12 protein-coding genes are annotated in these 12,521 nt (G+C 40.2%); 3 read left to right on the forward strand and 9 right to left on the reverse strand.

All coding sequences use genetic code 11. The features are described 5' to 3' along the window. The first annotated feature begins 54 nt into the window (after positions 1-54). Positions 55-687 (forward strand): MIP/aquaporin family protein, encoded by a 633-nt coding sequence (locus tag ACJJIB_RS09730; RefSeq protein WP_444888717.1) that lies wholly within the window; start codon positions 55-57, stop codon positions 685-687. 22 nt (positions 688-709) lie between these two features. On the opposite strand, the gene ACJJIB_RS09735 is transcribed toward ACJJIB_RS09730, so the two are convergent. From ACJJIB_RS09735 to ACJJIB_RS09755, 5 genes are all read right to left on the reverse strand, one after another. Further along, positions 710-1,189 (reverse strand): AAA family ATPase, encoded by a 480-nt coding sequence (locus tag ACJJIB_RS09735; RefSeq protein WP_444888923.1) that lies wholly within the window; start codon positions 1,187-1,189, stop codon positions 710-712. 197 nt (positions 1,190-1,386) lie between these two features. Then, the gene (locus ACJJIB_RS09740; RefSeq protein WP_444888718.1) at positions 1,387-2,244 is read right to left on the reverse strand and encodes a hypothetical protein; all 858 of its coding nucleotides are present in this window, start codon (positions 2,242-2,244) and stop codon (positions 1,387-1,389) included. Between the two features lie 629 nt (positions 2,245-2,873). Continuing rightward, on the reverse strand, positions 2,874-3,935 hold the full coding sequence (locus ACJJIB_RS09745; RefSeq protein ID WP_444888719.1) for a HupE/UreJ family protein: 1,062 nt from the start codon (positions 3,933-3,935) through the stop codon (positions 2,874-2,876). Then, complete coding sequence (locus tag ACJJIB_RS09750; protein WP_444888720.1) at positions 3,925-4,839, reverse strand: peptidylprolyl isomerase; 915 nt, start codon at positions 4,837-4,839, stop codon at positions 3,925-3,927. The genes ACJJIB_RS09745 and ACJJIB_RS09750 overlap by 11 nt, the downstream gene beginning before the upstream one ends. Positions 4,840-4,943: 104 nt before the next feature. After that, positions 4,944-6,860 carry a DUF3604 domain-containing protein gene (locus ACJJIB_RS09755; RefSeq protein ID WP_444888721.1) on the reverse strand — a complete coding sequence of 639 codons (1,917 nt, stop codon included), beginning with the start codon at positions 6,858-6,860 and terminating at the stop codon, positions 4,944-4,946. A 175-nt stretch (positions 6,861-7,035) separates the two neighbouring features. On the opposite strand from ACJJIB_RS09755, the gene ACJJIB_RS09760 reads away from it, so the two are divergent. Further along, on the forward strand, positions 7,036-8,079 hold the full coding sequence (locus tag ACJJIB_RS09760) for an AraC family transcriptional regulator (RefSeq protein ID WP_444888722.1): 1,044 nt from the start codon (positions 7,036-7,038) through the stop codon (positions 8,077-8,079). Between the two features lie 1,188 nt (positions 8,080-9,267). On the opposite strand, the gene ACJJIB_RS09765 is transcribed toward ACJJIB_RS09760, so the two are convergent. The 4 genes from ACJJIB_RS09765 to ACJJIB_RS09780 form a co-directional block, all read right to left on the reverse strand. Next, entirely contained in the window at positions 9,268-9,639 is a 372-nt protein-coding gene (locus tag ACJJIB_RS09765) for a VOC family protein (RefSeq protein ID WP_444888723.1), read from the reverse strand. Between the two features lie 138 nt (positions 9,640-9,777). Beyond that, positions 9,778-10,134: a riboflavin biosynthesis intermediates N-glycosidase gene (gene ybiA, locus ACJJIB_RS09770; RefSeq protein WP_444888724.1), complete on the reverse strand. Its 357-nt coding sequence runs from the start codon at positions 10,132-10,134 to the stop codon at positions 9,778-9,780. Positions 10,135-10,464: 330 nt separating this feature from the next. Beyond that, positions 10,465-10,527: a transposase gene (locus ACJJIB_RS09775; protein ID WP_444888924.1), complete on the reverse strand. Its 63-nt coding sequence runs from the start codon at positions 10,525-10,527 to the stop codon at positions 10,465-10,467. Positions 10,528-10,709: 182 nt separating this feature from the next. Further along, positions 10,710-11,249 (reverse strand): hypothetical protein, encoded by a 540-nt coding sequence (locus tag ACJJIB_RS09780; protein ID WP_444888725.1) that lies wholly within the window; start codon positions 11,247-11,249, stop codon positions 10,710-10,712. Positions 11,250-11,578: 329 nt separating this feature from the next. Between ACJJIB_RS09780 and ACJJIB_RS09785 the strand changes: the two genes are divergently transcribed. Further along, a complete protein-coding gene (locus ACJJIB_RS09785) occupies positions 11,579-12,520 on the forward strand; it encodes an IS110 family RNA-guided transposase (RefSeq protein WP_444886394.1) in 942 nt (313 codons plus the stop codon). Position 12,521: the final 1 nt, after the last annotated feature.

The raw sequence follows: 12,521 nt of genomic DNA on the forward strand, positions 1-12,521 counted from the left end.
TCAAATCGATTGTATTAATGCTGAGAATAATTTGCTGATGTTGAGAGAATGTCTATGAATTATACTTTTATACAAAAGTTATCTGCAGAATTGATTGGTACCTTCATTCTCGCTGCAGCGGTATTAACCTCACTAACCCCAAGCAACCCTTTTCCCATAGCGACACCTATTGCTGCGGGGCTTGCATTGGGCTTATGCGTTTATCTCCTTGGGGGTATTTCTGGCTGTCATATCAACCCAGCAATTTCTTTTTCCATGTTAATTTCCAAGAAGATTAGCTTTAGAGACTTTCTGGGTTATGTAATTGTTCAAGTTTGTGGAGGAGTTTTGGCGTTACTGATGGTAACCATGTATGTGCCATTGGGGCAGGAAGGTTGGCTGGTTTCTCATAAAGCCTCTGTTTTTAGCGGTATTGGTGAAGCATTGGGAACTGCTTTCTTTAGTTTTGGGGTTATGTCTACGACATATAATAAAGATATAAGTAAGGCCATCTCAGGGATTGTTGTGGGTGGCTCACTACTGCTAGGGTTGATTGTATCCCACAACGCTTCATACGGAATTTTAAACCCGGCTGTGGCTTTGGCAACAAAGGCCTGGAGCTGGGATTATTTATTCATGCCCTTTGTTGGTGGAACTGTAGGAGCATTGATTAGTTATTTACTATTTAGGCCCAGTAAACATACTTAGTAGCATTGTAGAATCACCCTTTTTAAGTATAAGTTTGATTTTTACTGTAAATAGATTTCTTCCCTTGGAAGGATTCATAAAATTTCAAATGTGAGTCGTAAGAAAAGGTATCTAGCCTTGTTTTATAATCCTTTATCCAATTAACCAGCATATTTAGATTTGAATCTTGAGCTTCTTTAGAGTCATACTTATGCGGTTCCCATGGCCTAGACTTGGCATTGTGTATACATTGCTCAATGTTAAGATCCATAAATATGATTTCAGTGGCTTGGTCAGCCAGAATTTCTAATAAATCTGTATAACACCCCTCTACCACCCAGTTTTCATGTTTCTCAAGAAAGTCAATGACCTTCAATTGAGATTTATCTAGAGGCATTCTTTGAGGGGGAGAGGTTGGCAGCCATGCCAAAGTGTCTAAATCTAAATGTGCAAGTCCTAACTTCTGGGAAAGATGCTTTGCTAGAGTGGATTTTCCTGAGGCTGAATTGCCAAATATTAACACCTTGCTCAATGATGTATCCTATAAAATAGTTGAAGAGAATTAGTTAATAACTCTTCCTATTGATTTTAAGAGCAGAAATAGTAGCAAAGAACGATGTATGTGCCTAGCTTGTCTCGATGCTAAGGTTGACCAATATTACTATTTCTGCGCTTTGAATAGATATTTTCTTGTGATGTAAAATAGCCGATAATTATATTCTACCCCATAATAACTTTCGCCATATTCAGATGCGGATGCTGTGGATTATACTTAATTCCGTTGTTCGGTGAAAAACCGTAATGCTCTGCCAGCGCTGTTACAAGCACGTAAGTATAGAAGTCGCCTATGGATGTATCGCCACTGAATTTGCCAGCAGCATCTAAGAGTTTCTGCTTGTTTTCTGATAATTCTAGGCCGGTTTTATAAAAATTTTTAAGATCTCGTATATCGCTATACATCCACGCGACAATAATTGTATTTCCTACTGCTGTTGGTGCAAAAAGACCAATGATATTTGAAGCAATAGCCAGAAAATCACGACGGACAGCTCTATAGTGTTCGCTCCAACTGGTATCCACCGCCCCAAGATTTTGTTTTAGACTTTTAAGTGCAAGTATAGTGGCCACAATTCCATTGATCTTTGAGGGGATATCATGGATGGATGAGGCTAAAGAAGAAGTTGAAATGCCAAGGTTAATTTTTCTGTCTTTTTTGAGAGCATTATTTTTCTCAATTTTCTTGTCAATATTGTTTGTAAGGTGTGCTGTGGAACAAAGTCTTTGATAATCTACAACCGTTAACAAAAATCTGTTTTTCATCGAGTCAAGCTGTGAGATTTCACTAGCTGGCACTTTAGAAGTTAAGTATTCCCTGAGAAAGGAGTGAATAGCCAAAATACAACTAATTTCACTGTTAAGGTGATTCCAATATATCTGACCTTCTATAGAACGATCGCGGCCAGCAACGTAGTTGTTGCTGACATCTCTCTTGATAATTTTACCCCATACATCATAGCCGGTAGAGCAAAATTTAATCATTTGCTGGATTTTTAAGTCGGTGAAAATATCTGGAGTCATATGCAATCCCTTGATGAAATTAAATGTTCAGTATTTTCTCATTATTATTAGTTCTTCAAGCGTAAGAAAATTACTTAACCAAAAGGTATAGCTAGACAGGTTGTGAGTAAAATTTGATATAAACCATATTTTGAAGAGGCTGTATACCAAATGCCTTTACCTATAGCTACCCGTTACAAACCGAGCGAATACTAGCATACTCACTTCTCAAGCAAATTACCTCTTGGCACACTGACTTTAAGGGTTGGATTACTGGCTTGAGATGAAAGAATCTGAAAAGAGCCAGCTATGAACACTTACACCTAATTGGCACCAATGTGCACACTGCAGTGGGACTTCAATATCTGTACTGATGTTTTAGTTAGTCTCTTTATGAGGCAATGATAAAGTGGAATGTACCAGATATGGAAAGTTTGGCACCTTATGAATCTTATCATATGTCGGTCTGATACCCGTGCAGGGTATGATTTGAACGATGTTTCATTGAGTTGCAGCACTGCAAGCGCAGCATTCTTTTCATAGCGATAGTACAAATAATACGATATAGCTGATCCTTTTGGATCTTTCAGGGTTCGAAATGCTTTATTGGATTAATATCGGTTTAACCTAAAGTTAACAGTTTACTTAACTTAGTAAATCAAACCCAGAGCTCTGTCGATTGACCAATATGCACTAACTACTCCAACTGGATAAATAATGTAGCTTGACGGCGCCAAGGTATATTTATAAACAAATGAAACGCTCCATCTTGAAAAGGTCCACTTGATCAGGAAAATTGAAACAATCAAGACTAAAACAAAGAGTATTTGCCCAAGCTCTACACCTATATTAAAGCTAAATAAAGCGATGATTTTCTGACTTTGTGGAAGGCCTAATTCTGTTAATGCGCTGGCAAACCCAAACCCATGTAACAACCCAAATCCACCAGCTACAATAGCAGGATAACGCCAGGTCAAAGTGTTTTTATTACCTCGCTCAATGGCGTATACAATTTCTGCGGCTAGAAACATAATGCTTAATGGAATCAAAACTTCTACAACATCAATTCTAATGGAGAATAGATTTAAACTTGCGAGCCCCAATGTGAGGGAGTGTCCTAATGTAAATCCACTAATAGCGACTAAAATACTCTTAAGACCTTGGGCAATAAATACTAAACATAATACAAAAAGCAAGTGATCATAGCCCTCTAGTATATGTAGAAATCCAGCTTCGATATACTGTTTAACGCACTCCCAAATGGTTAATTTATAAGGCAAGTCTATTACTAAGATCTTTGGGCCATTAAAGATGTTGATTGTATCACCCTTAAGTTTTTTATATTGAATTAAGCTTGATAAGGCAGGGTTAGCAATTGGGTATGAGATTTTTAATTTAAGGGTGTTCTCTGCTCCTTTAAAATCTTGCAGGTGGGGGGCTTGACATAGATAGCTCTTAACATGGCGCCCAGAAAAATCTAATGTAGTTGAGTGCCTTTGGCAAAAATTTCCTGTCAAGCTTACTTCAGGCTCAGTACCAGGCTGCATAACTGGCGGTGTTTTCCAGCGAAGGATGTATCTGCTTTCCGAGATCTCTTTTAATTCAATGTAAAGCGGTCTTCCATCATGCGCAAAACTTAGATTATTAAAGATTGTAACTAATAAAGAAATTATAATGGTTGTAATGGTCTTGTAGAGACTTCTATTTAGCATAGGTTGTGTCCATAGGCACATAAGGTAAGGAGTTGTCCCACTCAACTCTATACTCAGCCAGCAATTCTTTAAATTTCATTTTTTTATTCATTTCCAATTTTTCTCGTCGATAATCCTCTAGAACTAAGGGGTAGGCCTCGCTAAGGCTGGGTAGGCGACTTTTTTTGTGATCGCTAACCAATATCAGGTGTAGACCATAGGGGGACTCAAGCGGGCCAGACCAGGTGTTTAAGGGCAGGCGGAAAACATTCTGCGCCAAAGTATTTCCGAGATGGCTAGCTACTAGTTGAGAAGTTCGTTCTACATAGTTTCGATGGAAAAGAAACCTATCCCCATAGAGGGAAGATTTTTCAAAAGGGATTGATTGTTTTAAAAGTTGATCCAAAGTCTGCTTGGCGGTCTCCTTTAAATTTTCTTTAGAGTAATGCCTCGCATCAAAGAAAACATGGGTGAAAGTAATTGATGCTTCGATGCGATATTTTTCTTGATTAAGTTGAAAGTAATTTTTCAAATCTTCATCAGTAATACTTATCTTACTAGAAAAGCCTCCAGTTACGTAGTCCAGCTTTTGAATAAGTCGTCTTCGTATAATTTGATCATGCTCCTGTAAACCTAGATTGATCGCTTCTCGATAAAGTATTTCTTCCCTAATATAATCATCAATCAAGTTGAATTTTTCAGTTTGAGTTAGGCTTTGCCAATAACGTCTAGCAAATGTTTGGTTGAATGTTTTTTTCTGAAATTGGAGGTGCTCAATTATCTTGTCTTCGTTTATAAGTAGGGTGTATTCTTGATTGAATCTATTATCTTTGTTTGGAAATTCTGCAGCGATGAATAGTATTAATGCGACAATGAAAAAGTGTAGCAGGGGTTCTTTTCTTAGTTCTTCAAACTTCCACTGCATTTAATGTCCTCCATTGATATTTATAGAGAGTTTCTATTCTTCATCAGAATGGATTAACGAAATTAACCATCAGGCTTCTTTAGTTATCGGGTTTATTAAAGATATTAGGGGGTATACCAGATAGGAGAAGTGTAAGCACGCTCCTGGAGAACCGCGGGCCCTTCAGGTGGTATCTGAATACTTCCATCATTAACTTCTTTTGAGGCTACGGCATCGTAGAGTGAATGGCGTGGAGTAGGGATCTGCAATACTCGAACATAGTAAAAAGCGCGTGCATTTACATCAAAATCTGGGTCTTGCCATAAAGTGGATAATTCAATAGAACCAATCTTATTGGTATATTGTCCTGTTTCTCGATTTACTGTATCACCTACGGAATCTAATTTCCCTTGGTTGTTAAGAGTACGTTCCCCAGACCAAGCAACATTGAATATTTTTTCATGGCTTTTTCCTGTCGTATCTAACCAGGATTTAACAACTTGGATTCTATCCAGATTTGCTCCTTTGGGATCTTTAACCGCACGTATGAGCAGCTGAATTGGTTTGTTAGCTTCTTGTGGTTTGGTCAAATCTCCTCCCATAGGTACGCCATGGATGTATCCCAATTCGGCGATATTTTCAGCATCGATGGCGTGCTTAGGGAAGTTCCAGCCGGCAAAGACACGTACCTGTATTCTAGGTCCGGTAGTGGCATACACTTCACGGCGTTTAAACGCAGCGAAAAGGCTCTCTCTTGTATTTTCTTCTGCCCAAGCGGCAGCGAGTCCAGAAGCAGACATATTCCAGCCAGTAGCCTTGGTCCCGCCAATGACAGTGTTGGTACGCTTGCTAGTTGGTATGGAATCATGGGCAAATTTACCCCAGAAATTGTTCTCCTCTGCAGTAGACATACCAGTATGTGAATCCGTGGACCCTATAAAACCCAACTTATAAGGGTTTGCACCAATTTTATCCTGTATCTCCAGGCCAGTACGCAAGGCGGATCTAATGAAGTCACCTTTAGCAATACGGTAAGCCTCTGGATCAGCTTGTAAGTAAAATGGATAATTTTCGAAATCGGCGAAGGGATCTCGCGGTGAAAGTTTTGAATGGGTTTCTGAATCCCCCTTAATTTGTGTTATTTCGACTAAGGGCTCCCAGCGCATACGTGTGCGCGCATACTGTGTATCAATTGGCTCACCGCGCAGTGTGGTTTCTGCGAACATGTAGCCTTTGGAAACATTGGAGTTATGAGGAATGGCAATAAATTCACTGCCAGTTCGTTGAGAAGTCTCATCCAACCAGTACCATAAATCCTCTGGATATTGGCTCTGGTCAGACCCAAAAGGAAGATACTGCTTAGCCTTTTCTGCACCATCCGGGGACACCACGACCCGGTGTAAATTAGCCCCGGTTGGTGTTGAACTCCATTCCCAGCCTATAAAGCTGGTGAAGGTACCTGGGTTATTGTGACGCTCTGCGGCGTCGATTATATCGTTCCAGGCGTTTGTCCGGGTTTTATTCAAATCTCCAAGCACTGGTTCCGGGGGCTGGTTAGCTGGATCCTGGACAGGGTCAAGGTAGGCTTCCGAGTCTAGTGCTTTAGCTGGCAGCAGCTCATTGAAAATATCCATACCCTCATTGATCGATACCTTATAGCGAATATGCTGCTTGGCAAACCAGCGCATCATCGACTGATAAAAGGACATTTCGCTATCGAGCTCATCTGTTTCATTAACCACTGCCCTCATAACACCCAATCCTTCAGCATGATCCGATACCACTAGAAAATCCAGAGGTGTATCGATACGTACTTTTGCATGGGTATAAGGGTGAATGACCGGTTGCCCCTTTGCCCAGCGGTAAGCGGTATCCGGGGTTGCCGAATAATTTTGGCTTAAGAAGGCATCAAATGAGTATGAGGTATGAAGGTGCATATCTCCCCAAAAAAGCTGAGTCGGCTCATTGGCAATAGCAACATGATGCACAGTGACTACTGCCAGCCCGGTAAGATACACAACTTTTTTTATAAGATTTTTCATGTTTTTAATCGTTATAGTTGTTTAGCTTTTTTAAAGCATAGACTCACTTAACACGCCAAGATTGTTAGGATAATCTTGACAGGCAAGGAAATGAGTCAGTGGATGCTAATCGATTGGCTTATAGGTTTCTTTGCCGATAAGGCCAATCTCTTGACTAATTAGGACATATGTGTAAATGGCTGAGTATGGACACACGACCATTGCAACCTGGGTATTACCCATTATTGAGACCTTGAAACCATATTGTTCTGCCCAAGAAATCCTACGGTTTGCAGAAATTGACCCAAAATGTATTGAGGATGCAAATCAAAGAATACCTCTAGATAATATGAAAAAACTATGGGAATTCGCCGAAGCTATCTCAGGTGATGATTGTATTGGATTGCAAGTTACTAAGTACGTCAAACATACAAATCTTCACGCTCTAAGTTATGCTCACTTGTCGAGTAGCTCCATTAGAGAAAGTTTATTGAGGTCAGCACGATTTTCAGAGGTGGTCACCACCGCAATGAGAATTAATATACATGATGAAAAGAAGCAAGTTATAGTATCTTGGAAAAAAGTCGATGACTTTATTTATGAGCCAAGTATTCATGCTATAGATGCCTTTATGGCATTGCTAATAAAGTCCATTGGGAAGATATGCCCAGATGTCCATCAACACTTAATATCTATTAATCTACGGAGACCGAGACCTTCCGTTCTTAAATACCATCAACGGATGTATAGGTGTCCAATCAATTTTTCGGCTAATGCTTGTGAGATTAGATTTAAGCAAGAGTTTGTTGACCGGAAGCTCTCTTCAGGAAACAATGAGTTAGTTAGCATTAATGAACAGGCCCTGATAAGTTATTTAGAGCGATTGCGGAAGAGTGACATAGTCAGTATGACTAATAGAGTGCTTATTGACCTGATGCCCTCAGGAGATTTTTCACAAGAGGCAGTGGCCAGGGAACTTGCTATTAGTTGTCGTAGCCTACATAGAAAACTCAAAGAAAAAAATTCCAGTTATCAGATCATTCTGGATAAAATACGTAAATATCAAGCGGTTCAATACCTTAAACAACATGAGCTTCCTATCACTTTAATTGCCTATAAACTAGGTTTCTGTGATACTAGTAGCTTCTCTCGAAGCTTCAAAAAATGGACTGGACAATCACCGCGCGAATTCCGGAATAATTGTAGTGAAAATGTCTCGATTGAAATTGGTATAGACTGAGAGCGAGTATGATCTTCCAAAGAGACAGCAGCTATATTTGAATTTTTTATATGTGAGACTAATTGAGTCCAAATATTCCTTTGTTTGGTGTCGGTGACCTTGACCTTCTTGAGACTCCTATAGATAGGCCTTTGCATATTGAGCTATTCAGACCATTCCATTCTCTGCGACCTTTGTTGTGCAAATATGGTGTGAATATCTATTACTTTATGGGCAGCTCGTCGGTTATCTGGGATATTAAGCTCGTATTTCTTGTCGCCTATTACCGTATCTTTGGTAGTTCGATGGGTTTCTTAGCTTTAGGGCTTACGTCCTGGACGATACAATATGTAGGATGGTACAGCACTGACAGGCTCTTTGGAGGATAGTTGGAATCATATCATCTACTATTTACTAGAGTAGGGTGGCTAAATTTATGGCCATAAAATTTTAGGCTTATATATGATTTGATACTGTGCTAACAATCAGTAGCATACAGTAACTATGATGAAGTATGCCCCATACTGTTGTCTCAGCCGTTAGAGGCTAATTGTCAAGGGGCGGTCTTAGTAACGTGCTATTTGTGGATACTTTACGCTGGCTATAGATAGCCTCTATACATCTTAGAATTTGTCTATTTTCTATATGTCGAGTACACACATCACTGTTAAGCCACTTATAAAAAACTTGATGTTTAATATTCAAATTTCTACACAAGTTCCTGACACCAAAGTCCCCCCCCCCGATTATAAACAGCGAATACAAATCTTTTAGTTTTTTATCTTTCAGGTGCGCTTCCCGCTTTTTAAGGAAATTATTATCCTTATGTGACTTCTTAATCTGCTTTATTAGGCGCTTTATTTCTTTACCATCAGTCTAAGATTAAAATTTCATTGTTATCGTCCTACTTATTCTACAACTGAGCTTCTCGACCACCTTGCTTTCTCTACTCTCCTGTGGCCATCTAAACATCATACTGTATGCAGGCCAATGATATTGGTGATAGTGGTCGTTTCTACTTTCAGTTGATTAGTGAAAGCTACTGCTCTAACTTTGAACTCTGTTGAGTATTCAATAATACTTTTTCGCTCAGTATTTTCGGTATTTTCGCCTACCTCAACTAAATGATAGATCTCTACTCAATAAGAGATAGTTTCAAGCATTCTGTGCAGCGTAGTAGAGTGATTTTCAAAGTCCCTGTTATATGTTTTACTCATTAATTACACAGAACCCATTACCAAAAGGGTCTGAACAATACGCAATAGAACCCCATTCACCACTTTCACCGCCTTCATGCTTCCCGCCTAGCTTAAGAACTCGATCAACTATTTCATCTACGTTCTCTGTTAGAAAGTCAATATGGATGGGGGTCCAATGACGAGAATAATTTCGTTTGGCTGACTCCGTGGGAGCTGAAATTGATCCCGCTTCTTTCTCTTGCAGATAAATATCACAATTTTCAACAGAAATTACAGACATACTACCTTGATCTCTTAGTTTTTTACAGCCAAGAGCTTCAATATAAAAATTTTCAGCTTGTTTAAGGTTAGAAACATCAATACTGACAGAAAGCTTTATCATAATATATCCTCTAAAATTAATTTTGGACAAATAACACTAAGAAAGAAGGCATAAAGCATAAAGGCTGTGCGAAAATGGCGGAGCTGCTCCACGTTTGAATCCCAACCCCAAAGCAGCGGTGTGAACATCATTACTTTGCTATGTACCATTACCTCTAAGCTGATTACGAATAACCATCAACGCAAAACCAAGGAGGTTTAATCCTCTCCATTCATTAGGGTTCTGGCATCTATCATCGTCTTCTGCCAGACCTATCCCCCAGATCTTATCTACTGGACTCGCCTCAACAAGAATTTTATCGCCTGTATTCAGAGGGAATTCCTTGAGCTTATCATTATTCTTGAATTTGCAGAAATTCACACGAACAACAATATCAAAGCGTTCTTTGTCCCTTATATCTTGATCGAATCCAGCTACTTTGCGACCTATCGCCTTTGCTGCACCTGCTTCTTTGACTTTAAGAAGTTCTGCTGCTGCAGAGTTGTCTCCAAGCAACCTTTAAACTTAGCAAATGTCTCTCGGGTTTTCTCGATTGTTCGCATCTTTCTAATCGTGCGAGGATGTGGCAACCGCCCTCGCCATCGATAGTAACCCAATCTGGAGACTTTTAAATGTCGACACATCAAGCTAACCGGAATTGACCCTACATGCTCTTGTATCAGTGTGTACTTTACTCTTGGTGGTTCGCAAAGTACGCAGCTGCCTTTTTAGAAATACAACCTCCGGACGAGCTTCATGCAGTTCCTTTTTGAGCTTGCGAACTTCAGCGCTTTCCTGTTTGGAATAGTCGATGCCGTCTGAACTATTGAACTGCTTATCAGACAGTCAATTAAATTGACGACGCCAGTTGTAGATCTGCTGTGCGCTGACGCCTAACTCTCGTGCCACAGAAGCTGTTATTGCTCCAGCTTTTTCTGCTCACTTAACTGCCTCTCTGCGGAACTCCTCCGTGTTAGGCCTAAACCTAACTATACGGGGTGTCTACTAAGCTTGGGTGAGTCTTAAATATAACGCCAAGCTAAATGGACTGAAAAGCCGCAAGGCTTTTTGTGTCCATTTTGAACGTCTTGTTATATGTTTTTATTAGCATGTAGGGTCTCTACATAGTATTCAAGTGGTTTATTGGGCGACACTAAATCTATGATTGTAAAAGGTAGTAGGAGTATATGACTATAATGTTTTTCATTAACTGAATAGGTATTAGAATGATGGAGCTCTCCGTTTTTATATAGGTCAAATTTATATATGAAGAGGTCTTTATTTTCTCCCCAAGTTGGGATGAGGCCTAAGCTCAGCGCACTAATAAAAGAATCGCCACCTGCACCTCCGTGCCAATATTTGATATCTATATCAAGGTGGTAATTGCTCTTAGCTTGGGCTGTGTGTACTGGGACGAAGTCTAGCCTAACGCTAGTATTTAGGGATTCTTTGGTTTTTTCAAGAATATCATTCCTAGTCCATACTTTTGTATTTTCACTGATACTAATTGAATAAGAGTGTATTTTTATGGGAGATTCATTGGTTGCTTGCTTCACTACGGGTTCTAACTGGTAGGTGGTGCAGCCAGAGACAACCAGAATCAATATGAAAAAATAACCTTTAAATTTCATGAGATGCTTCCATACATATAACGCCCCGCATAACCGGCAGACCGTGCAAAGCGTGGGCTGTTCGGCGGAAGCCACGTAGTGGCTGGAGCGAAGTTGATGTGCTTGTATGGTTGTTCTTGTCCGATTCTGATGTTGAAAATCCTTTTCGCTAACGGGTAAATTGAGACCCACCTTCGGCGGCCACCGAAGGCCTTGTTTGTCACAGTTCGTTGCTGCGCCGGTTCATAAAGACCGTTAACAAGTATGAACGTGACAGACACTCACTAGGCATAACTCGAATAGTCATGTGGGCCTCGAGCCCGAATAGCAAGGCGGAGATAGCTTATCTTATGGAACCTCAAGAGATCAATGTCGGTGTCGATACCAGCAGTAAACAACTCGATATTTATGTGAGACCTACTGGCCAGTTCTTTAGTGTTAGCAATAACAAAGAGGGTATTAAAGACGCCATTAAACAACTACAACCGCTTAAACCGCAAAGAGTATTAATTGAGTCCACAGGAAGACTAGAATTAGAATTCGTTTGTGCTGCTCATAAAGCGGGACTGCCGATAGTTGTTTGCAATCCTGCGCAAGTAAGAAACTTTGCAAAGTCAGCGGGACGGCTTGCCAAAACAGATAAGCTGGATGCAATTGATATCGCACATTTTGGTGAAGCTATGAAGCCAAGATTGTCATCAATCAAACCAGAAAAACTAAGAAATATTAGTGATTTGCTGACGGTCAGGAACCAGTGCTTAGAGATGAGCACAATGCAAAAGAATCGCCTCAAGAGAATGCCCAAGTCTGTTCACAGGCCCATTCAGGCTATCTTAAAAGCCATCAAGAAAGAGCTAGAAGGAGTCGATAAGCAACTTGATAAACTTGTTAATAGTGTTGCCGAGTGGCGACAAAAACGCGATCTCTTATTAAGCGCTAAAGGAGTCGGCAATGTACTGGCTTACACGCTAATGAGCGAACTTCCTGAGCTGGGCAAGTTGAACCGCAAAGAGATTGCGGCACTTGTGGGTATCGCCCCGATGAATCGTGATAGCGGCAGCTTCCAGGGTAAGCGCTATATTCGAGGTGGGCGACATCGTGTACGCACGGTTTTGTTTGTTTCTATGATGTCGGCAATACAATGCCACCCTAAATTAAAGCCAATGTATGAGCGCCTGGTCGCTGCTGGTAAACCAAAGAAAGTAGCCCTTATCGCATGTATGAGGAAGCAACTTACCATTCTAAATACGATGGTAAAAAACAACACTTACTGGGATGAAAAAATGGCTTAAA

This window comes from Microbulbifer mixtoriginis (SeqCode) (genome assembly GCF_052467705.1).